20 protein-coding genes are annotated in these 20859 nt (G+C 65.7%); all 20 read right to left on the reverse strand.

Annotated features, from left to right (window positions below; all coding sequences use genetic code 11):
• Positions 1 to 221: 221 nt before the first annotated feature.
• On the reverse strand, positions 222 to 1187 hold the full coding sequence (locus CIHUM_RS07410; protein ID WP_034998552.1) for a DivIVA domain-containing protein: 966 nt from the start codon (positions 1185 to 1187) through the stop codon (positions 222 to 224).
• Positions 1188 to 1313: 126 nt separating this feature from the next.
• Positions 1314 to 1625 carry a YggT family protein gene (locus CIHUM_RS07415; protein ID WP_034998551.1) on the reverse strand — a complete coding sequence of 104 codons (312 nt, stop codon included), beginning with the start codon at positions 1623 to 1625 and terminating at the stop codon, positions 1314 to 1316.
• An 18-nt stretch (positions 1626 to 1643) separates the two neighbouring features.
• Positions 1644 to 2138 carry a cell division protein SepF gene (locus CIHUM_RS07420; RefSeq protein WP_034998550.1) on the reverse strand — a complete coding sequence of 165 codons (495 nt, stop codon included), beginning with the start codon at positions 2136 to 2138 and terminating at the stop codon, positions 1644 to 1646.
• Positions 2139 to 2177: 39 nt separating this feature from the next.
• A complete protein-coding gene (locus tag CIHUM_RS07425) occupies positions 2178 to 2876 on the reverse strand; it encodes a YggS family pyridoxal phosphate-dependent enzyme (RefSeq protein WP_034998549.1) in 699 nt (232 codons plus the stop codon).
• On the reverse strand, positions 2869 to 3594 hold the full coding sequence (pgeF, locus tag CIHUM_RS07430) for a peptidoglycan editing factor PgeF (protein WP_034998547.1): 726 nt from the start codon (positions 3592 to 3594) through the stop codon (positions 2869 to 2871). Before pgeF ends, CIHUM_RS07425 begins: the two co-directional genes overlap by 8 nt.
• 14 nt (positions 3595 to 3608) lie before the next feature.
• The gene (gene ftsZ, locus CIHUM_RS07435) at positions 3609 to 4799 is read right to left on the reverse strand and encodes a cell division protein FtsZ (RefSeq protein ID WP_051106411.1); all 1191 of its coding nucleotides are present in this window, start codon (positions 4797 to 4799) and stop codon (positions 3609 to 3611) included.
• Between the two features lie 133 nt (positions 4800 to 4932).
• A complete protein-coding gene (locus tag CIHUM_RS07440; RefSeq protein ID WP_034998543.1) occupies positions 4933 to 5580 on the reverse strand; it encodes a cell division protein FtsQ/DivIB in 648 nt (215 codons plus the stop codon).
• 1 nt (position 5581) lies between these two features.
• Positions 5582 to 7003 (reverse strand): UDP-N-acetylmuramate--L-alanine ligase, encoded by a 1422-nt coding sequence (murC, locus tag CIHUM_RS07445; RefSeq protein ID WP_273680172.1) that lies wholly within the window; start codon positions 7001 to 7003, stop codon positions 5582 to 5584.
• Positions 7000 to 8082 (reverse strand): undecaprenyldiphospho-muramoylpentapeptide beta-N-acetylglucosaminyltransferase, encoded by a 1083-nt coding sequence (murG, locus tag CIHUM_RS07450; RefSeq protein WP_034998539.1) that lies wholly within the window; start codon positions 8080 to 8082, stop codon positions 7000 to 7002. Before murG ends, murC begins: the two co-directional genes overlap by 4 nt.
• Positions 8083 to 8089: 7 nt before the next feature.
• Positions 8090 to 9490, reverse strand: coding sequence for an FtsW/RodA/SpoVE family cell cycle protein (locus CIHUM_RS07455; RefSeq protein WP_081634410.1), 1401 nt, complete (start codon positions 9488 to 9490; stop codon positions 8090 to 8092).
• Between the two features lie 51 nt (positions 9491 to 9541).
• Positions 9542 to 10945 carry a UDP-N-acetylmuramoyl-L-alanine--D-glutamate ligase gene (murD, locus tag CIHUM_RS07460; protein WP_034998537.1) on the reverse strand — a complete coding sequence of 468 codons (1404 nt, stop codon included), beginning with the start codon at positions 10943 to 10945 and terminating at the stop codon, positions 9542 to 9544.
• Complete coding sequence (mraY, locus tag CIHUM_RS07465) at positions 10942 to 12042, reverse strand: phospho-N-acetylmuramoyl-pentapeptide-transferase (RefSeq protein WP_034998536.1); 1101 nt, start codon at positions 12040 to 12042, stop codon at positions 10942 to 10944. The genes murD and mraY overlap by 4 nt, the downstream gene beginning before the upstream one ends.
• A gap of 36 nt (positions 12043 to 12078) precedes the next feature.
• The gene (locus CIHUM_RS07470; protein ID WP_034998534.1) at positions 12079 to 13599 is read right to left on the reverse strand and encodes a UDP-N-acetylmuramoyl-tripeptide--D-alanyl-D-alanine ligase; all 1521 of its coding nucleotides are present in this window, start codon (positions 13597 to 13599) and stop codon (positions 12079 to 12081) included.
• Positions 13596 to 15080: a UDP-N-acetylmuramoyl-L-alanyl-D-glutamate--2,6-diaminopimelate ligase gene (locus tag CIHUM_RS07475; protein WP_034998532.1), complete on the reverse strand. Its 1485-nt coding sequence runs from the start codon at positions 15078 to 15080 to the stop codon at positions 13596 to 13598. Before CIHUM_RS07475 ends, CIHUM_RS07470 begins: the two co-directional genes overlap by 4 nt.
• 21 nt (positions 15081 to 15101) lie before the next feature.
• Complete coding sequence (locus tag CIHUM_RS07480; RefSeq protein WP_081634409.1) at positions 15102 to 17084, reverse strand: peptidoglycan D,D-transpeptidase FtsI family protein; 1983 nt, start codon at positions 17082 to 17084, stop codon at positions 15102 to 15104.
• Between the two features lie 98 nt (positions 17085 to 17182).
• A complete protein-coding gene (gene ftsL, locus CIHUM_RS07485; RefSeq protein ID WP_126857008.1) occupies positions 17183 to 17836 on the reverse strand; it encodes a cell division protein FtsL in 654 nt (217 codons plus the stop codon).
• 21 nt (positions 17837 to 17857) lie between these two features.
• Complete coding sequence (gene rsmH / locus CIHUM_RS07490) at positions 17858 to 18871, reverse strand: 16S rRNA (cytosine(1402)-N(4))-methyltransferase RsmH (protein ID WP_034998529.1); 1014 nt, start codon at positions 18869 to 18871, stop codon at positions 17858 to 17860.
• A 191-nt stretch (positions 18872 to 19062) separates the two neighbouring features.
• Positions 19063 to 19497, reverse strand: coding sequence for a division/cell wall cluster transcriptional repressor MraZ (mraZ, locus tag CIHUM_RS07495; protein WP_034998527.1), 435 nt, complete (start codon positions 19495 to 19497; stop codon positions 19063 to 19065).
• Positions 19498 to 19913: 416 nt separating this feature from the next.
• Complete coding sequence (locus tag CIHUM_RS07500) at positions 19914 to 20306, reverse strand: DUF3040 domain-containing protein (protein WP_034998525.1); 393 nt, start codon at positions 20304 to 20306, stop codon at positions 19914 to 19916.
• A 90-nt stretch (positions 20307 to 20396) separates the two neighbouring features.
• Positions 20397 to 20834 (reverse strand): SAV_6107 family HEPN domain-containing protein, encoded by a 438-nt coding sequence (locus tag CIHUM_RS07505; RefSeq protein WP_262360365.1) that lies wholly within the window; start codon positions 20832 to 20834, stop codon positions 20397 to 20399.
• Positions 20835 to 20859: the final 25 nt, after the last annotated feature.

Below are 20859 nucleotides of genomic sequence, written 5' to 3' on the forward strand. Positions count from 1 at the left end.
GTGCAGGGACGCATTGCTGCGCGGTACCACCCTGCTTGGGGCGCGAAGCGCCCCCACTTCATTGCGGTGAAGGAAGTTACGTCTTCCGTGTGTGACGTCCGGGTCTATTAAGCACAAGCCGTTCTTCCGGATACGCTCCCCGGTGATGGCCGGATCGTTGCGTGTTACGAGTAACGCCCAGCATCCTACAGGGATGCTGGGCGTTTGTGAAGAGCCAGGAACTACTTCTCGTTCGGCGCGGTGCTGGAGCGCGACTCCAGCTCTTCCAGCTGGGACTCCAGCAGCGTCTTCAGGCGCGTGCGGTACTCGCGCTCGAAGGTGCGCAGCTCCGCGATGCGGTTCTCCAGCGCGGTCTGCTGCTGCTTCACCGTGTTCATGATCTCGGTGTGCTTGCGCTCGGCGTCAGCCTTGAGCTTGTTCGCCTGCTCCTCAGCCTGACGGATCTGCGCCTCAGCACGGGACTGTGCCTCGTTGGTGGTCTCCTCAGCCTTCTTCTCCGCTTCGGCGACCAGCTGCTTGGAGCGGGTCTCCGCATCCTGCAGCTGGGTGCGGGAACGAGTCTGCGCGTCCTCGAGCTGCTTCTTGGACTTGGACTCGGCCTCGGCGATCTCGCGCTCTGCAGCTGCGCGAGCATCGGCCAGCATGGAGGAAGCCTCCGCCTGCGCGTCACTGGTCAGGCGGTCCGCCATCTCCTGCGCGAGGCCGAGCACCTTCGCCGCCTGCACGTGGGTGTCAGCGGAGACATCACCGCGGGCCGGCTGGGACACGGCAGCGGCCGGAGCGGTCGCCTGCTTCGGAGCCTTCGTGGCCTCCTCAGCCTGCTTGCGGACCTTGGCGGCCTCGTCCTTGGCGGAGCGGGCCTCAGCTTCAGCCTTCTCCTGCGCCTGCTTCGCGGAACGCAGCTGCGCCTCGAAGTCAGCGCGGACCTTCTGCTCCACCTCGCGACGGATGGCAGCCTCGTCGACCTTCGCGGAATCATCGGAACGCTTCACCGGCGCTGCAGCAACTGCGTCCGTGCCGCCTTCCTCAAGACGGGAACGCAGCTCGTCGTTCTCATCCTGCAGCTGTGCAAGCGTGTCCTCGACGAGGTCGAGGAACTGGTCGACCTCGTCCTCGTTGTAGCCTCGCTTGCCAATCGGCGGCTTGCTGAAAGCGACATTGTGCACGTCAGCTGGTGTCAGCGGCATTTGCGTTCCCTTCGATAATCGTGTGAGTACTCGCTAGCGCGAAGCATTATTTGCTGAATTGTAACGGTTTCGCTCGACGAGTGTAGCCCAGCCTAGCTGTAAAGCCGGGTTAAAGCTCAAGTAAAGCTACCGCAGTGCCGGATTAATCAGCACGGCGCCGACGAGCATTTGAATAAGCATGAGGATGAAAAACAGGACAATGACACTCACATCCAGGCCCACCCCACTACCGCCGAGCTTTAGCGGCGGGATAAGTTTGCGCAGCGCATTCACTGGCGGGTCCGTCATCCGGAAGATGGGCTCGGCCACCATGATGAACCAGTGCGGCGGGTCGAACTGCTTGGAAAACGCCTGCACCATCTCGATGATGATGCGCACGATAACCAAAAGCGAGTACAGCCCCACAAGGGCGTAGATGATTGCTCCGAAAAGTGCCACGCCGAACCACCCTACCGGTTAGCGCAAGCCAGCAGCACGCTTGAGGTCGTCTTTCTCCAGGTTTGCGTTCTCCGGCACGATGGCGAACATCCGCTTGCGCGTCTCAACGCCGCGGGAGAGGTTGTGCATGCTACCGCGCAGCGCGAAGCACAGGCCAGCGGCGAAGTCCACAATGCGCTTCGCGTCGGCGGTGTCCAGGTCGGTCAGGTCCATGACCACAGCGTCGCCGTCGCGGAACGGCTCGCCGATCTCCTTGGCGTCGTTGTAGTTGCGCGGCGCTGCGGTCACGATATGCGGAGTGGAGCGGTAGCTCGGGCGGACAGCGTCGCGGCCGTAATCGCGGGGGGTGGGGCGGTCCATGCGGGACGGACGCTCAGCGCGCGGGGTGCGGTCATACGCGGTAGAACCGGCGGAGTTTGAGTTGTACTGCGGGTCATCGTAGTACGCGTCGTCCTCGGCGTTTTCCACGGGGCCGAGGCCGAAAAAGTCTTTAGCACTGTCGAAGAAGGACATGCGGGCGGCTCCTTTTATGGGGGTGATTCGCGGTGGATTTCAGACTACGGGCCGGGGCCCGAGCAGCGCTGTTCCGACACGCACGATATCGGATCCGCAAGCGATAGCGTCGGCGAAATCACCGCTCATACCTGCGGAAAGTCTCAAGTTTCGGTTGAGCTTGGCGGCGTAGTCGTCTGTCAACGAGCGCGCCTGAGCAAACACCTCGCGCGGCTGCGAATCCAGCGGCGGCACGACCATGAAACCGGCCATTTCAAGGTGCTCGGATTCCTCCACCGCTTCCACGATTGCGGGCACGTCGTCGAGGTGTGCGCCGCCGCGGGCAGAGTCGCCGTCGTAAGACAGCTGCACCATGCACGGCAGGATCTCGCCTGTGCGGTCGCCGCGCTCGAGCGCGAGCGCCATGCCTCGCTCGAGCCCGTGGGCCAACTTCAGCGAATCCAGCGAGTGCACTTCGGAGGCCCAGCGCGCCACCGAGTTGGCCTTCTTGGATTGAATCTGGCCGATCATGGCGATGCCGCAGCGGCCTTCAAGTTCGGCTGCCTTGTCGCGGGCCTCCTGCTCGCGGTTCTCCCCCACCAGCGCTATGCCGAGCGAGGCGAGCTCTTCGATGCGCTCTACCGGGTGGAACTTCGTCACCGGCAGAATCGCCACGCTGCCTTCTTCGCGGCCGGCGGCACGCTCCGCGTCGCGGATCTGTTGGCGGACAGTGTCGAGGTTTTTTGCGAGATCAGACATTAGGCATCCAAATTACGCCAGCCTGCCGCCCGGTTACACCTTCTCGCCGGTGGGAGAAGAAATCCTTGTCGGTGATGGTGTCGCGCGGGTCCGCGTCGATGTGGGTCACGCCCAGGCTGAGCAGCTGGCGCACCAGCCCGGCGCGCACGTCGATGCCTGGTGTGCCCTTCTTTGTGCGGGTGCGGGAGCCGGGCAAATGCTTCTCGACGTCTAAAGCCATCCCCTCCGGGACCTCGTACGACTCTCCGGCTGCGGCCGGCCCCAGCAGTACTTGGATGCGCGAGGGCTCGGCGCCGAGTTCCACCATCGCCTCGACGGTGTTTTTCGCGATCCCGTTGCGCGCGCCCATGCGCCCGGCGTGCGCCGCGCCGATGACGCCGGCGGTGTGGTCGGACAGCAAAACCGGAGTGCAATCCGCCACAAGCACGCACAGCGCCAGGTCCTTTTGCCTGGTGACAAGGGCGTCGGTGGCTTCCACGGGGGCGGCCGAAGGTCCGTCGACAAGTGTGACGGTGTTGGTGTGCAGCTGCTCCATCCACACGAAGCGCTCCTCGGGCAGGCCGAGCACTTCAGCGAGCCGGGCGCGGTTGGCGGCGACGTCGGCGGTGTCGTCGCCGACGTGGGCGCCGAGGTTGAACGAGTCGTAGGGGGCAGCAGAAACCCCGCCCGCACGGGTAGTGAACACCATGCGGACGGGGCGAGTGGAAAGATCTGGCATGTCTGCCAGCTTAACTAGCGCATGAAGTCCGGCACATCGACGTCGTCGAAACCGCCGTCAAAGCCGTCATCGCGAGGCTCGCGAGGCTCGCGGGGCTCGCGGTCGCGCTCGGTGAACAGGCCGCTGCGGGTGGACGGCTCGTAGCGGTGGCGCGGCTGGTACTCCTCCTTCTTGGCCGGCTCAGCCTCGACGACCTTGGTGGAGGTCTGCTCCGGCTGCGGCGCTTCCTGTTCCACCGGTTCAGCCGTGCGGGCGTTGGCCTTCTCGTCGAAACCGGTGGCGATGATGGTCACGCGGACCTCGTCGCCCAGGTTGTCGTCGATAATGGTGCCGAAGATGATGTTGGCGTCCTCGTCGGCCTTTTCCTCCACGATGGAGGCTGCGTTGTTGACCTCCATCAGGCCCAGGTCGGAGCCGCCGGCGACGGAGATGAGCACGCCCTTGGCGCCCTCCATGGTGGTTTCCAGCAGCGGGGAGTTGATGGCCTGCTCGGTAGCCGTCATCACGCGGTTGTCGCCGCGGGCGGAACCGACGCCCATCAGCGCGGAGCCGGCGTCGGCCATGACGGAGCGCACGTCCGCGAAGTCGACGTTGATCATGCCCGGGATGGTGATGAGGTTGGTGATGCCCTGAACACCGTTGTAGAGCACCTCATCCGCCGCACGGAAAGCCTCCATCATGGAAAGCTCGGCGTCGCCCAGCTGCAGCAGGCGGTCGTTCGGGATGACGATGACGGTGTCGCAGACTTCCTTGAGGTTCTCGATGCCCTCGAGCGCCTGACGGGTGCGGCGCTTGCCTTCGAAGGTGAACGGGCGGGTGACCACGCCGATGGTCAGCGCGCCCATCTTCTTGGCAATGCCGGCGACCACCGGGGCGGCGCCGGTGCCAGTGCCGCCACCCTCGCCGGCGGTGACGAAGACCATGTCGGAGCCCTTCAGGGACTCCTCGATCTCTTGCTTGTGGTCCTCGGCAGAAGTGCGGCCTACCTCAGGGTTCGCGCCCGCGCCGAGGCCGCGGGTGGCCTCGCGCCCGATGTCGAGCTTCGTGTCGGCATCGGTGAACAGCAGTGCCTGGGAGTCCGTGTTGATGGCAACGAACTCAACGCCCTTGAGGCCTTCCTCGATCATGCGGTTGACGGCGTTGACGCCGCCGCCGCCGACACCGACGACGCGGATCATGGCGAGGTAGTTGGCGGGAGAGGTCATAGTGGTGGTCTCGCCTTTCACAAGTTGGTTTTTGAAGTTGCTTCCCATCTTGTGCGAAAGTGCGCGGTTTTTTGTTTTCTGGGTCGGCGTGTCACAACCCTAAACCTGTACTTTAGGGTTGTGACCTGCGGTTTTAGCGCGAAGTGACCAGTTCCGGGTTGGAAATGTTGAATGTTTTTCCGTCCAACTGCAGCACCGTCTCAAGCGCAAGCGCCTTGTTCCGGTTGTCTTCGGACGCACCCCACGTGACTGTCCTGTCGCCGTCGAGCTTGAGCACGAAACTGTGGTCCCCGTCGCGGGTCAGTTCGCGGACCTGTGGGCGGGCCACATCCGTGATCGCGGAGGCGACCTCCACCGCCTTGGGCAGCTGCTCTTCGCCGATATCGACGAGCTGCACTGCCCCCACCGGCGGCTGAGCAACGACGAAATCCTTGCCCTCGCTGTTGATCAAGTGCGGCTCGCCACCCTGGTCGATCCAGGCCACTGGGGTGTGCTCCACCACCGTGACATCCACCGCGTTGGGCCAGTTGCGCTTCACCGTCACCGAGTCCACCCACGGGTTGGTGGCCACGTCCTGGGCGGCCCTGCGCACATCCACCCGCCCCATCGGGGTGCCCGTCTCAACGCCGGAAAGCGACGTCACCTCCTCGGCGGGCAGGTTCACCGCCCCCTCGACGTTGACGTCGTCGACGGGCATGGCCGGGGTAAACGGCAGCGCCGCCACAACCGCGAGCACAAGTGCGACGCAGCCGGCGACAATCGCGATGGCGCGGCGCGACATCCTATGCCTCCTGCAGGGCGGCGAGGATCTCGTCCGCAAGCATGGTCACGCTGCCCGCACCCATGGTCAGCACCAGGTCGCCGGGTTTTACTAGCGACGCCACGGTCGCGGGCGCCGCCGAGAAGTCCGGCTCCAGATGCACCGGCACGGTCATCTTCTCGGCGATGATCCGGGAGTTCACGCCCTCCACCGGCGTTTCACGGGCGGCGAAAATGTCCAGAAGCACGCATTCGTCGCTCAGCGAAAGTGCATCGGCGAACTCTTCGGCGAATTCCTGGGTGCGCGAGTACAGGTGGGGCTGGAAGCAGACCACCACGCGGGCGTCACTCCCCTCGGCCTCAACCTTGTCGCGCGCAGCCGTGAGCACGGCGTCGACTTCCGTCGGGTGGTGGGCGTAGTCGTCGTAGACGCGGGTTCCGCCCACCTCGCCTTTGAACTCGAAACGGCGGCGCACGCCTGTGAACTCGCTCAGCCCTTGGGCGAGCTTCTCCGGGTTGGCGCCCACGAGCGCGCCGGCAAGCAGGGCGGCGGCGGAGTTGAGCACCATGTGGCGGCCCGGAATCGCCAGCGTGTACATCACGTCGCCGGAGATGCGGTCGGTGCGAAGCTGCGCCTCGACCACGGTGTGCTCGCCCTCTTGGCGCTCGTTGGTGACCACGGCGTCTGCCGGGATCTTCGGGTGGCGCGCGGCTGCCTCCGCGGTGCCGTATCCGGTAACCGTCAGACCGCGCTCCAGGGCGCGTTCGCCGCAGGAGGCTGCGTTGTCGTCGTCGAGGCAGACAACCACGTGCTTGGCGATGTCCGCGAAGTCATCGAAAACCTGGAAATACTTCTCGCGGGTGCCGTAGAAATCCAAGTGGTCCGGTTCGATGTTGGTGATCACCGCGACGTCCGGCGAGTAGCGCAGCAGCGAGGCGTCGGACTCGTCGGCCTCCGCCACGAACACGTCGCCGTGGCCGTGGTGCGCGTTGGTGCCGGCCCGGTTGAGCTGACCGCCGATGGCAAACGAGGGGTCCTCCCCCGCCGCCTGCAGCGCCACCACCGCCATCGAAGTCGTGGACGTCTTGCCGTGCGTGCCCGCGAGGAGCAGCTGGGTCGATCCCTCCATCAACTCCGCGAGCAGGTCGGAGCGGCGCAGCAGAGGAATGCCTTCACGTTTGGCGCGCACCAGCTCCGGGTTGTCCTGCGGGATGGCGGCGAAGCTGGTCACCACCGCGGTGGGCAACTCGCCGGACAGCTCCAGGTTGGCCTCTGCGTGGCCGAGCGCGACCTTGGCGCCCTTGGCTTTCAGCGCGCGCACCGGGCGGGAGTCCTTGGCGTCGGAACCGGTCACGGTGGCGCCGCGGTCTAACAGGATGTGCGCCACGCCGGACATCCCGGACCCGCCGATGCCGATGAGGTGGACGCGGGAGAGATCTGTCATTTTGTGTCCTTTCCAGCAGCCGCTGCGATGCGCGCGGCAAGGTCCTCGGCAACACTGCCAGCGCCCGAATCCTTAAGCGCCGCGCGCATCGTCGCGCGTGCCTCTGGTTCAACCAGGGGCAGCAGCTTATCGACGAGCACGTCGCCGCTCAGCGCCGCATCGTCGATACGCAGGGCCGCCCCGGCGTCGACAAGGTGGGCGGAGTTGAGCCCCTGCTCGCCGTTGCCGTGTGGCAGGGGGATGTAAATGGCGGGGATGCCGGCAGCGGAGTTTTCCGCGACCGTCATTGCGCCGGAGCGGCACACGACCACATCGGCGACGGCGTAGGCGGCCTCCATGTCGTCGATGTAGGGCACGGCCGTGTAGTGGTCGTGGGTTGCGGGCGCGTCGTTTTTGCGGCCGTAGGCGTGCAGGATCTGAAACCCCGCGCCGGTGAGCCGCTCGACGGCGTCTGCCAGTGCAGCGTTGATGCTCACCGCGCCTTGGGAGCCGCCAGTGACCAGAATGGTCGGGCGGTCCTCCTGAAGGTTCCACGTGCGCAGGCCCCGCTCGCGCTTCGCGCCGTCCGGGTCCACGCCCACGCCGGGGCGCACCGGCACGCCGACGACCTCGCCGTCCATGCCTGAATTCGGCACCGCGTTGAACCCGGTGCCGCCAATCTTGACGCCCAACTTGTTGGCCATGCCGGCCAGCGCGTTGGTTTCCAGCACGAAAAACGGCAGTCCGAGTTGTTTGGCGGCCAGGTACGCCGGGCCGGAAACGTAGCCGCCGGTGCCGAAGACGGCGGCGGCACCGCAGCGCTTCATCGCCTGCTTGGCTTGGCGCACACTGCGCGCCAGCTTGAACGGCACGGAGGCGAGCTTCCACGGCTTTTTGCGCGGGATCGGCACTGGGTCGATCAGGGAGAGCTCGAATCCGCGGGCCGGCACGATGATGGTTTCAAGGCCGCGTTCGGTGCCGAGGGCGACAACGTTGGCCCCGTAGGCGTCGCGAAGCACCTCGGCGACTGCGAGGGCGGGCTCGATATGGCCCGCGGTGCCGCCGCCTGCGATGACGACGCTGAAGTTCTGGGAAGTCATGGCTCTCCTAACGGCGCGGGGTCCGGCGGTGCGGGGGCCTATGGTAGGCCGCGGCGACCGGCTGGGTCACCGGCGTGCCGTAGCGCTCGCGGCGCGGCGCGGCGGTTGGCGCCTGGCGGCGCTGTTTGAGCGCGCGAGGCTCGGCGATGAAGAAGATGCGGTCGAACACGGGGCGACCGTAGTTCTGCATGGACGAGATCGCGTCCGGCTCGTGGCGCGCCACGGACGCCAACACACCCATCGCGCCGAGGGTGAACACAGCCGAGGACCCGCCGGCGGACAGCATGGGCAGCTGGATGCCGGTGACCGGCAGAAGGCCCACGACGTAGCCCATGTTGATGAATGCCTGGGAGACCACCGCCGCGGTCAGCGAGGCGGCCATGAGCGTCTGGTACTGCGTCTGGGCACGCAGCGCTGTGCGCATGCCGAAGAACCCGAGTAGCGCGAACAACGCGATCACCAGGGCGCCGCCCCACAGGCCGAGCTCCTCGCCGATGACGGCGAAGATGAAGTCGTTGCGCGCCTCTGGCAAGTAGAACCACTTCGCGCGGGACTGGCCCAGGCCGACGCCGAAGATGTGGCCGTCCGCCAGAGAGAGGAAGCCCTGGTGGGACTGGAACGCGACACCCCGGGTGTCGTCGAAGTGGCCGTGCAGCGCGTCGAAGTAGACGTGGAAGCGGTCGGAGCGGAAGCTACCGGAGAGGAAGATCACCACCAGCGCCACAATGCCCGAGGCGGCCACCACGCCGACGGCCTTCAAGGACACACCCGCAAACAGCAGGATGAACGCCACCACGACGGCGAAAGACAGCGCCATGCCCATATCGCCCTGCATGGCAATCAGCAGCACGCAGAGCAGGGAAACAGAGATAAACGCGGCAAACCCGTTGTCCGGGACGAACAGGCGGCGGGGGTCCTTGTTGGACAGGATCTTCGCGCCCCACATGGCGATGGCCACGCGGGCGAACTCGGACGGCTGCAGTCGCAGCGGGCCGGCGACCAGCCAGGACTGCGAGCCCACCTCGGCACGGCCGGTGCCCAGCGGCGTGAGCACGGCGATGAGCAGCAGGACAGCGATGACCATCAGCCAATTGCTCAGGCTCCGCAGCCGCTCGGGCGGGGTCTTCAGCGCCGTCCAGAAAGCGATCATGCCGAGGATGACCATCACAAACTGGCGCACGGCCAAAGACCACACGCTGGCACTGGCGGCGAACGAGGTCGCCATAGAGGAGCTCATCACCATGACCACGCCGAGGCCGGCGAGGAAGATCACGATGCTGCGGATCATGGTGTAGTCGATCAACGGCCGGGAGTCGAGCGCCTCCTGAATGCGCCTGACCCCTGCGCTGAGCTTCGATGGGGCGTCCGGCCGTGGTGCGCGTTGCCGGGGTGCGCGTTGAACCGTCATGCTGCCCTTTCGATTGGAACCGCGGAGGAAAACCTCAACCTTTAGTTGAGCTTACTTGTTGTGCGGGTTCCAGTGTCGCATTGCAGCGGCCGCGAATGCGTCGCCACGCGCAGACATGCCGGAAAACATGTCCAAGCTCGCCGCCGCGGGCGCCAAAAGCACGGTGTCGCCCGGCTGCGCCTGCGCGACCGCCCACGCGACGACCTCGTCCATCGCCTGCGACGGGTCCTGCGCGTCGGAGACGAACACGGGCACCTCCGGCGCCACCTGCTGAAGCGAGGTGCGGATCAGCTCCCGGTCCACGCCCAGAAGCGCCACCGCACGGAACTGCTCGGCGTGGGCCTTGACCACAGCGTCCACGGACGCGCCTTTGAGCTGCCCGCCTGCGACCCACACCACGGTGCCCGCGCCGGTAAGCGCCGAATCCGCCGCGTGCGGGTTGGTGGCCTTGGAGTTGTCCACCCAGTCCACCCCGCCACCGGAGTGCACGAGCGCGCCGCGGTGGCCCGCCACCTGGTATGCGTCCAGCGCGCGCTGGACGTGCTCGGGCGTGGCCCCCTGCGTCAGTGCTACCGCGGTGGCGGCCAGCGCGTCCAGCACTCCAGCGGCACCGGCGGGCTCGATGCCGTCAGCCGATGCGACATCCACCGTCGCACCGTCAAGCTTTGCGACGATGCGTCCGCCCACCACACCAACCTGACCGTCCGCCGGCACGCCGAGCGTGAACCCGACGATGTCGGTGCGTCCCATGTCGGCGGCGATCCGCGCCACCTCGGTGTCGTCGACGCCCGCCACCGCCACAGGCGCCTTGAGCACCTTCGCCTTCGCCGCGGCGTACTCGGCGAAACTGCCGTGCCAGTCGATGTGGTCGTCCGCTAAGTTCAGCAGCACGCCCGCATCCGGCACGAGCTGGGAGGACCAGTGCAATTGGAAGCTGGAAAGCTCCGCCACCAGCACATCCAGGCGCTCGGGCGCGAGCATCGCCTCCCCCACCGCGACGCCGATGTTGCCGCAGGCGCCGGCTCGCAGGCCGGTGTCCTTGCCGGCCTCAGTCATCATCTGCGCGAGCATGCCGGTTGTGGTGGTTTTGCCGTTGGTGCCGGTGACCACCAGCCATGTGCGGGGCTTGCCGAAGACTCCGGCGCGGTCCAGCCGGAAGCACAGTTCGACGTCGCCGATGACGTCGATGCCGGCGGATGCGGCGTCGACAAGCAAGGGCGTATCCGGCCGCCACCCGGGCGAGGTGACCACAAGCCCGACCTCATGGAAGCGAGCGCGCGCTTCATCGCCGGTGCAGGCGTCGTAGCCGGCAGCCGCGGCGCGGGCGCGGCCGGCATCACTGTCGTCCACGACGGTGAAGCGGGCGCCGGCGTGCTCGAGAAGCTGCGCCGCCCCAAGGCCAGACACCCCGGCGCCAGCGACCAGGCTGTAGTCCGGCAGAATCGGCTGCGTCACAGGTTCGCCCCGTTCAGCCACTCGCCGTAAAACACAGCCAGGCCGAGCATGAAGGCCATGGCGGAGATGATCCAGAACCGCACCACGACGGTGGTTTCGTGCCAGCCGCCGCTTTCAAAGTGGTGGTGGAACGGCGCCATGCGGAACACGCGCTTGCCGGTGGACTTAAACGACGCCACCTGAATGACCACCGAGAGCGCCTCGAGCACGAACAGCGCACCGATGATGATCATCAGCAGCTCCGTGCGCGAGCCCACGGACAGGCCAGCGACCAGGCCGCCAAGCGCGAGCGAGCCGGTATCGCCCATGAAGATTTTCGCTGGGGCGGCATTCCACCAGAGAAAACCCACGCAGGCGCCGAAGCCTGCGGACGCCAAGATGGCCAAATCCAGCGGGTCGCGGACGCTGTAGCAGCCGGCGGCCGCCACGGACTCGCACGAATTGCGGAACTGCCAGAAGGTGATGCCCACGTACGCCGCCATCACCAGCGCGGTGGTGCCGGAGGCGAGCCCGTCCAGGCCGTCGGTGAGGTTCACCGCGTTCGACCACGCGGCCAGCAGAATGTAGATGAAAATGAGGAAGAAGATCGTGCCGATCGTCCCGCCGCCGAAGGTCAGATCGATCGTTTCAATATCGCGCACGAAGCTTAAAAACTGCGAGCCCGGGGTCAGCCCGTTCTCGTCCGGGAAGCGCAGGATGAGCCAGCCGAAGATGAGCGAGATGGCCAGCTGCGCCACCAGCTTCGCGGTCTTATTTAGGCCCAGGTTGCGCGACATGAACAGCTTGATGCCGTCGTCCGCGAAGCCGACCAGGCCCAGGGACAGGGTGAGAAACAGCACGATCAGACCGGTGGCTGTGAACGCTGCGTGGCCTGTGACCAGGGCGACGAGGCTGCCGCCGAGGTAGCCCATGGTGATGCCGACGAGGATAGCGATGCCGCCCATCGTCGGGGTGCCGCGTTTGCGGGCGTGGGACGCCGGACCATCCTCGCGGATCTCCTGGCCCATGGCCCGCCGGTTGAAGTACCGGATGAGCGCAGGGGTGAGGAATATCGAAACCAAAAAGCTGATGATTCCGGCGCAGATAACTTGAACCATGGAAGTTGTACCTTGCTATTTCTCTACGTCGAGTGTCTACCTAAGCGTATGCCCTTGCAGGAGCGCCTCCGCCACCACCCATAGCCGGGCAGCGTTGGAAGCCTTGACCAGCACAACATCCCGGTCGTCGCGCTCGCGCCAATTCTCCTCCCCTGCTGGCGCGGACGACAACAGCTCGCGCACGGCCTGCGCGGCTTCGTCGGTGTCGGTGACGGCGGTGGTGTGGATGCCTCTGTCCCCGGCACGCTGAGTCAGCGCTGCCATCGCGTCGGACTTGCCGACGGCCACAAGGTGCGTCACCCGGTAGCGCGCCAACTCGTCCGCGAGCAGCGCATGCTCCTGCGTGGCGCCCGCGCCAAGCTCGCTCATCTCGCCGAGCACGGCCACCGAGCGCACGCCCGGACGGGCAGCGGCGGTATAGCCCAGCGCAGCGATGGCCGCGCGCATGGATTCGGGGTTGGCGTTGTAGGCGTCGTTGATCACGGTCACGCCGTCGGCGCGCGTGTTGACGTCCATGCGGTTGACGGACACCGAACTCGCCGCTGAAAGCGCCTCGGCCACGGTGGCTGCGTCCATGCCCAGCTCCGTGCCCACGGCCGCCGCGGCGAGCGCGTTGCCCACCTGGTGCGCGCCGAACACGCCAAGCGTGACGCGCTGCGGCTGCCCGTTCGGGGTGTGCATAGTAAAGGACGCGCGAGCAACCGCGTCGAGCTCGACGCCCGTAGCGTAGTAGTCTGCGGCCGTGTTGCCGGATTCGGAGAAGGTGACCACGCGCGCGTCCGTGCGGTCGGCCATGCCGGCGACGAGCTCGTCGTCCGCGTTGAGCACTGCGACGCCGGTGTCAGGCAGCGCCTCCACCAGCTCCCCCTTCGCCTTTGCGATGTTTTCGCGGGAGCCGAACTCGCCGATGTGCGCGGAGCCGACGTTGAGTACCACGCCGATCTTCGGCGGCGCGATGGTGGCCAAGTGCGCGATGTGGCCGATACCGCGCGCCGACATTTCCGCGACCAAAAAGTCTGTGTCTTCGGTGCAGCGCAGCACCGTGTACGGGTGGCCGATCTCGTTGTTAAAGCTGCCCGGGGGCGCCACCGTCTCGCCGGCGCGCGAGAGCACAGCCGCGATGAGGTCCTTCGTCGACGTCTTGCCCGCAGACCCCGTCACACCGACGATGGTCAGCCCGTGCGCGGCCGTCAGCTCTCGCGCGACAGCGGACGCCAGCTTGGACATGCCCGCCACCACGCCCGCCGCGGAGCCGTCCGGGTCATTCGCCGCCAGGTCCGAGTTATCGCCTTCGCGGGGCGGAAGCTTCTCGACGATCACCGAAGGCCTGCCCACCTCCCTCGTCGTCAACGACGCGGCGGCGCCGGCCTCGGCGGCCTTGTCCACGAAGTCGTGCCCGTCCACGCGCGCGCCCGGGAAGGCGACGAAGAGCCCGCCGGGGCCGATTTTGCGCGAATCGAACTCCACAAACCCGGTGACGTGCGTGTCCGGGTCTGCTTCCGGGCTCAAGCGCCCGCCGGTGATCTCGGCGATGCGCGCCAGCGTCATGTCGATCATGCTCGAGATTGCCTTTCTGTGATTGCCCTGCGCATCTCTTCGCGGTCGTCGAAGTGCAGTTTCTCGGTGCCTACGAGCTGGCCGACTTCGTGGCCCTTGCCCACCACGATCACGGCGTCGCCTGGTTGCGCCCACTCGACGAGCGCGTCGATGGCCTTGCCGCGGGGGCTGACCTCGACAATTTCAGCGTCCGCGTCGGCTTCGCGCGCGCCAGCGAGCACTGCGGCGCGGATGGCGGCGGGATCCTCGGTGCGCGGGTTGTCGTCGGTGACCACCACGAAGTCTGCGCTCTTGGCGGCCTCGGCCCCCATCAGAGGGCGTTTGGAGGAATCCCGGTCGCCGCCCGCGCCGACGGCCACGCCGATGCGGCCTTCAACCTGTCCGCGCAGGGTAGCCAGCACCGCGCCGATGGCGGCCGGCTTGTGGGCGTAGTCCACGACGGCGACGAAGGGCTGCCCTTCGTCGATACGCTCCATGCGCCCCGGCACTGCCGCTTGCTCCAGGCCGTGCAAAAACGGTGCAAGTTCCACACCAGCGGTTGTCGCGACCGCCGCTGCGAGTGCCGCGTTGGCCACGTTGAACGCGCCGGGCATAGGCAGGGTGAACTCGTAAGTGTCGTCGGCGGTGAGCTGGATGCGTTGGCGGCCTTGGTCGTCGATACGCACAAGCTCGGCGGTCACATCAGCGTCGCCGGTCGTGGCGACGGTGACCGGCGCCTCGGCGAGCTCGGCCATGCGCTGGCCCCACTCGTCATCGACGCAGACGACGCTGCGCTTGGCGCACATCTCGCTGCCCGGTTCGAAGAACAGCGCCTTCGCCTGGAAGTAATCCTCCATGGTCGGGTGGAAATCCAAATGGTCCTGCGAGAGGTTCGTAAACGCCGCGACGTCGAAGTCTGAACCGGTGACGCGGCCCAGCATCAGCGCGTGCGAGGAGACCTCCATGACCACGTGCGTGACGCCCTCATCACGCATCTGTGCGAACAGCCGCTGCAGCATCGGCGCCTCGGGCGTGGTCAGTTCCGTGGCCACGTCGCGGCCCATGATTTTCGTGCCGGTGGTGCCGATCAGCCCCACCTTGCAGCCGGCAGCGGTCAGCCCCTTTTCCAGCATGTACGTGGTGGTGGTTTTGCCGGAGGTGCCGGTCACACCGAGGAGCGTGAAGCTTTGCGACGGCTGCCCGTACACCTCAGCCGCCACATGCCCCAAGATGGCCCGCACGTCATCGACCACTAGCACCGGGCGGCGGTCGGCCGTCTGCTGGATAATCGCCAGGCCGGCCTCGTCGGTAAGTATGGCTCCCGCGGCGGAGTCAAACGCGTAAGTCGCGCCGTGCACCCGGGTGCCGGGCAGCGCGGCGAACAGGCCACCGGGCTCGACGTTCTGCGAATCCAGGCCCACGAACGTCACCGGCGCATCCGAGCTCGGCGGGTTAACAATGCGCGCGCCAGCGATGTCGGCGAGTTGCTGCAAGCTTGTCATGTTTTTCAAACCTCCATCTGTCTACTGGCCCTGCAACGGGTACGGCTCCGCCGGCGGGCTCAGCGGCACGTTCTCACGGTTGAGCAACCATCCCGAAATCTGCTTGAAAATCGGGGCTGCGGACTGCCCACCGTTGCCGCCCTCGAGCACGCCGCGCTGTGGCTCGTCCAGCATGATGGCGACGACGAAGCGCGGGTCGTCCGCGGGTGCGACACCGGCGAAGGTGATCCAGTAGGCGCTGTTGGAATACGCGCCGGTGTCCGGATTGACCTTCTGTGCGGTGCCGGTCTTGCCGGAGAACTGGTAGCCCTCCAGGTTGTTGCCCTGGGCAGTTCCGTTGTTGACACCTGCCGGGTCCTCCTGGAACGTGGCGCGGAACATATCCAGTGTGGTGTGCGCGGCCTCCTCGCTGATCACGCGGGTGCGCTGCGGTTCCTCCTGCGGGATCTCTTCGCCGTCCGGGCCGGTGATCTTGTGGATGATGCGCGGCTGGATGCGCTCGCCCTCATTCGCGATGGTCTGGAACACCCCGGCCATTTGCAGCGTGGTCCAGCTCATGCCCTGGCCGATGGGCAGGTTGGCAAACGTGCCGCCGGACCACTGTTCCAGCACAGGAAGCAGGCCCGCGGACTCGTTGGGCAGCTCAATGCCGGTGCCCTGGCCGATGCCGAAGCGGTTCAGGTAATCCCAAAACCTCTCCTCCCCTAGGCGCTGGGCCAGCTGGAGCGTGCCCACGTTGGAGGACTTACCGAAGATACCCGCGGTAGTGTACGGCACCACGCCGTGATCCCACGCGTCGCGCACCGTAATGCCCGCCATATCGATGGAGCCCGGGACTTGGTGCACCTCGAACGGGTCGGTCAGCCCCTGGTCAATTGCCGCGGCTGCGGTGATCACCTTTGCCACGGAGCCGGGTTCGAAGGGGTGCGACACGCTCGGGTTTTCAAAGTCCTTGCCTTGCTTCACCTGCTGGTCCACGTTGCCGTTCGGGTTGATCGTGTCGGTGTTGGCCATCGCCAGCACTTCGCCCGTGTGGGTGTCCAGGACCACCGCCTGGGCTTCCTTCGCCAGTGAGTTGGCCTTGGCCTGTTCCAGGGTCTGCTGGACGTAGGTCTGCAGGTCCAGGTCGATAGTCAGCTCGATCTGCGCACCGCCGACGGCCGGGACGACGTCGCGAAGCGAGCCCGGAATCGACTGGCCGTTCGCGGACACGTCCTCGGTGGAACGGCCGTCGATGCCTGTCAGGTCCGCGTCGCGGGAGGCTTCCATGCCGAACTGCCCCTGGCCGTCCATGGAGACCTTGCCAATGATGTTCTCGCCGACCGCGCCATTCGGGTACTGGCGGATGTCCTGGTGGTCCGCCGCGATGCCGTGGAATGCCTCCGCGACGGTTGCGGCCACGTCCGGGTCGACGTTGCGCACCAGCACCTCGTAGCTGGAGTCCGCATGCAACTTGTCCAGGATCTCCTTGGCGCTGACCTGGCCGACCTTAGTGGTCGGATCGCCGGTGGCGGTGCTCGCTGGGGCGTCACGCACCACTTCTCCGTCGCCGATCATCCCCGGGATCTCGTTCGCCATGGTGCGCAGCACGTCCTCGACGCGTGCGTCCACCTGGGCTGCAATCTCCTCCGAGGACAGCCCGTCCACACGCATCTCTAGTTCCTGCTGCTCTTTGAGCTCCCTGCGCAGTTGTACGGGGGACACGGTCAGGGAGCGGGCTTGCATGGTGTAGGCCATCTTGTTGCCGTCGCGGTCTAAGATCTCGCCACGGCGCGCACGGTCCACGTAGGTGCGGCTGCGCTGGTCGTTAGCTTGCTCACGTAGTTCGTCGCCGATAATCACCTGCACCCAGAACAGGCGGCCAATGAGCAGGGCTGCCACCGCCAAAAAAGCGATGCCGAGCCAGTACACACGCTTACCCGTAATCTGCTTCTGTGAAGCCTGCGCAGGATTCGTCCCCTTTTTCTCTGGCTTTACCTGCGCATTCGCGCTAGTGCGTGGCACTGCTCACCTCCCATGTCCACTGACTGGTACCCGCCGTTAACGTCGACAACCATCATGCCCCGCCCCCGGGCAGATACCTAGGTGCGCCACGCCAGCTGTCAGGGCCGGGCCGCAACGTTTGCCTGGTACGGCGCAAGATTGTCAATGCGCGGTGCGTTCGCGGTGCGGCCCGGGCGCTGCGTCAGCGCATCCTCGAGCTCCTTCGTCGCACGGTCGTCGGAGGATGCGCGGGAAGCCGGGCGGCCATCGCCGTTGACGTCCACCAGCTTGGAGGCGGACTCCGGGTTATACGGGCGCTGCTCCTCAGCGTGGCCCTCTTCATTGACCGCTACAACACCCGGCTCGCCAGCGAGCACCATGCCCATGGAATCCGCGCGCTGCGCAAGAGCTGCCGAGGAACGGCGGTCCTCCAGATCCCGGTTGAGGGACTCGACCTCGTTGACCAGCTGCTGCTCCTTGGCCTGCAGCTTCTGGATTGCGAAGGTCTGCGTGGTGGCGATGCCGGAGAGGATCATCGCTGCGGCGATGCCGATGACCAGCAGCGGCAACGCGATCTGGGACAGCGAGGAGAACTTCGAGCGCACCCGTGTGGTGGCCACGCGGCGTCCGCGGACGGACACCACCTGGTTGGACCCCAAACGGCCGCGGGACCGCGGGTGCTCCACATGTGGCTTCACGCCAGGCATGGTGCGGCGGGCTGTGCGGGTCTGGTTACGTGTCAGCGTTGCCGATCGCGTTGCTCGTGCGGCCATGGTGTCCGTCCTTTGTCGGGCTTAGAGGGTGGGTTGGGATGGGCTGAGTTTTTCAATGCAACGCACCCTTACGGGCGCGGCGCGGGGGTTGCGTTCGATTTCGTATGCCGGGGCCTTCTCCGCGCCGCGGGTGACGGTACGGAACTCCGGTTCGGTGCCCGGCAGATCCATCGGCAGTCCAGCCGGGGTCTTCGATGTGGTGAGCTCGTTGAACGCGGCTTTGACAATCTTGTCTTCCAGGGACTGGTAGCTCATGAACACCGCACGCCCGCCGACACCAAGCAGGTTGGTGATCACGGGCACGACGTTTTCCACCGCCTCGAGCTCGCGGTTAACCTCGATGCGCAGCGCCTGAAATGTGCGCTTGGCGGGGTGGCCGCCGGTGCGCCGGGTCGCCGCCGGGATGGTGGCGTACAGCAGCTCCACCAAACGCGCGGCGCGGTCGAAAGGCTCGCGGTCACGCTCTGCGATGACGGCGGATGCGATCTTGCCGGCGAAACGTTCGTCGCCATACGTCTTCAAAATCCGAGCCAGATCGCCGTGGCTGTAGGTATTGAGCACCTCGGCCGCGGTAATGCCCTGCGTTTGGTCCATGCGCATATCCAGCGGGGCGTCGCCGCGGTAGGAAAAGCCGCGTTCCTGCTGGTCCAGCTGCATGGAGGACACCCCTAGGTCGAACAGGGCGCCCGCGATGCCGTGCTCGCGGGCGGTGTCGAAGATCTCGCCGGTGTTGTTCGCCACCACCTCGTCGACATGGTCGAAGCGGGACTGCACTGCGGTGAAGCGATCTTTGAAAGGCACCAAACGTTCCGACGCCTGACGCAACGCGTTCGGATCCCTGTCCACACCGATCACGCGGGCGTTCGGGAACACGTTGAGGAAGTGCTCTGTGTGGCCTCCGGCGCCGAGCGTGCCGTCGATAAGCACTGCATTTGCCCCGAACGCCTCGACGCTGGGCGCGAGCAGTTCAGCCATGCGGTCGCGCATGACGGGGACGTGACCGTGCGGGTCGTCAGCGAGCGTGAAGTCCGCCATGCCATGCCCTCCGTGTCCCTCGTAGTGTCCCTAGCTCGTGCGGTGTGTCAGCGTTATCAGCGCGGGGAGCGCATAGGGCCCTGCCCGGGGCGGCTGTTCTGATGTCGGGGAAGTACACCAGAACGCTTCTCGCCCCGGACAGAGTCCGTACACGCTCTCCGTAGTCGATGCCTGCTGCCGGGTAGTCAGCCCTACAGCAGACCGGAGAGAATGTCGTCGTCATCCGCCGCGGAGAACGCGGCTTCAGTCTCTTCTTGATACTTGTTCCAGGACTCGAGGTCCCAGATCTCGAGAAAATCCACCGAACCGATGACCACGCACTCCTTGGAAAGGTTCGCGTAATCGCGGTGCGCCGGAGACAGGGTGATTCGCCCAGACCCGTCGAGCGTTTGCTCATCCGCGCTGGCGGCCAGGTTGCGGATAAATGCGCGCGCCTTGGGGTTTGTGCGGGATGCCGCTGCGGCCTTGCGGGCGCGGGCGGCGAACTCATCGCGCGGGTACACCGCTAACGAGTGATCCTGCCCCTTGGTCACCATCAGCCCGTCCGCGAGGTCCTCACGGAACTTCGCAGGGAGCGTTAATCGACCTTTGTCGTCGAGCTTGGGAGTGTAGGTTCCCAGAAACATCCGGCGACCTACCTTCCTTCGCTTTCAGACGTTGGCTGTGAAATTTTCTCGGCTTCGTTCCGTACCGCGCACGTAGTCAAGATGCGCGCCACGTCACTCCGCTGGGCCCCACTTTAGCCCACTCTCCCCCACAAACGCCACACCTCGGCGATAATTTGTTTCCTTTCGTTCTGTTATTGCAGTTCAAAGGATACTTTTCGCTGTGGGGAGTTTACCCGTAATGTCGCACACCACCACTCACACATGCCACTTGAAACTTCGTTATCCCCACACATCACGCGCTAAATGAGGCGCTGATTCCCCACTTTCGACGCCTATGGGGCGCCAGTGGGGAGAAGTGGGGGATCTGAGGAGGACACGAAAAAACGCCTTCCCGCTCTAACGGGAAGGCGTTTTCTATGCGCGAAGCTTAAGCCTTACTGACGGTCCTCAAAACGCCGACGGAAGCTCTCCTCCATGCTTGCGCTGCGCTGGGTGCGCGGCTTCGCTGGCCGCGACGCACGGGCAGACGAGGACGGCTGCTGCGTCGGAGTACGCAGGGCCATGATGCCGCCGAAGAGCATGACGGCGAAGCCGATGATGCTCAGCACAATCGTCCAGGTGCTCAGGCTCGCCAGTGCTACGCCGCCGAGCAGCAGCACGAGACCTAAGACAATCAGCGCGACGCTGCGCATGGTCAATTGGCCGGTCTTGGGTGCGGAACCGAAGCCAGATTCAGTCACGACACTGCTGCCGAACTTCGGGTCGTCCGCGAAGAGAGACTGCTCAATTTCGCGCAACGCCCGCATTTCCTGCTCAGATAGAGACACTGCTCACTCTCCAAATACCGATGGCGGACTGACATTATCCGTATAACGGCCATGGTACGCAGATTGTTCCCGTGCCCCACATCCATCCCACTAGGCAGCCATCGGCATCTCCCCTGCCCGGGTAGACAGATAGAACTCCTCCGCATCCGAGAGCAGCCGGTGCACCACAGCCGCACCTGGATCAGTTTCAATGCCGGACGCCACCCTGCCGCGTTGCGTCGAATAGCGCTTGAACACAGTGGCCCAATGCACCCCATTTTTACCCGTGAGCGCCAGTTTGTCCCACGCGCTTGTGGGAAGGCGTTTGCGCTTGCGCACGATCGGCGAGCTCACATTACGCGCCCCGGCAACCCGCAGCGCCGCACGATATGCGTTTTCCATTGCCACGTCGTGGCGGCCCGCTTCGAAGTCATCGTGCGCGAGACCGATCAGCTCCTCGGCGGCCGCCAGGAATTGGTCGGCCTTACTTATACGAGCACCCCGCCCGTACACTGCGCCGGTTGTTGCTGAAACTACGCTTCCCATCATTGTGTCCTCCTGCGGAAACATCGCT

Origin of the sequence: Corynebacterium ihumii, from assembly GCF_028609825.1 — a bacterium.
In the GTDB taxonomy this organism is placed as follows: Bacteria; Actinomycetota; Actinomycetes; order Mycobacteriales; family Mycobacteriaceae; genus Corynebacterium; species Corynebacterium afermentans.

Bases quoted from the DNA above. Each gene is read 5' to 3' on its own strand.
- CIHUM_RS07410 (WP_034998552.1), bottom strand. From the start codon at position 1,187: ATGCCGCTGACACCAGCTGACGTGCACAATGTCGCTTTCAGCAAGCCG.
- CIHUM_RS07420 (WP_034998550.1), bottom strand. From the start codon at position 2,138: ATGTCCTTCTTCGACAGTGCTAAAGACTTTTTCGGCCTCGGCCCCGTG.
- CIHUM_RS07425 (WP_034998549.1), bottom strand. From the start codon at position 2,876: ATGTCTGATCTCGCAAAAAACCTCGACACTGTCCGCCAACAGATCCGC.
- pgeF (WP_034998547.1), bottom strand. From the start codon at position 3,594: ATGCCAGATCTTTCCACTCGCCCCGTCCGCATGGTGTTCACTACCCGT.
- ftsZ (WP_051106411.1), bottom strand. From the start codon at position 4,799: ATGACCTCTCCCGCCAACTACCTCGCCATGATCCGCGTCGTCGGTGTC.
- CIHUM_RS07440 (WP_034998543.1), bottom strand. From the start codon at position 5,580: ATGTCGCGCCGCGCCATCGCGATTGTCGCCGGCTGCGTCGCACTTGTG.
- murC (WP_273680172.1), bottom strand. From the start codon at position 7,003: ATGACAGATCTCTCCCGCGTCCACCTCATCGGCATCGGCGGGTCCGGG.
- murG (WP_034998539.1), bottom strand. From the start codon at position 8,082: ATGACTTCCCAGAACTTCAGCGTCGTCATCGCAGGCGGCGGCACCGCG.
- CIHUM_RS07455 (WP_081634410.1), bottom strand. From the start codon at position 9,490: ATGACGGTTCAACGCGCACCCCGGCAACGCGCACCACGGCCGGACGCC.
- mraY (WP_034998536.1), bottom strand. From the start codon at position 12,042: ATGGTTCAAGTTATCTGCGCCGGAATCATCAGCTTTTTGGTTTCGATA.
- CIHUM_RS07470 (WP_034998534.1), bottom strand. From the start codon at position 13,599: ATGATCGACATGACGCTGGCGCGCATCGCCGAGATCACCGGCGGGCGC.
- CIHUM_RS07475 (WP_034998532.1), bottom strand. From the start codon at position 15,080: ATGACAAGCTTGCAGCAACTCGCCGACATCGCTGGCGCGCGCATTGTT.
- ftsL (WP_126857008.1), bottom strand. From the start codon at position 17,836: ATGGCCGCACGAGCAACGCGATCGGCAACGCTGACACGTAACCAGACC.
- rsmH (WP_034998529.1), bottom strand. From the start codon at position 18,871: ATGGCGGACTTCACGCTCGCTGACGACCCGCACGGTCACGTCCCCGTC.
- mraZ (WP_034998527.1), bottom strand. From the start codon at position 19,497: ATGTTTCTGGGAACCTACACTCCCAAGCTCGACGACAAAGGTCGATTA.
- CIHUM_RS07505 (WP_262360365.1), bottom strand. From the start codon at position 20,834: ATGATGGGAAGCGTAGTTTCAGCAACAACCGGCGCAGTGTACGGGCGG.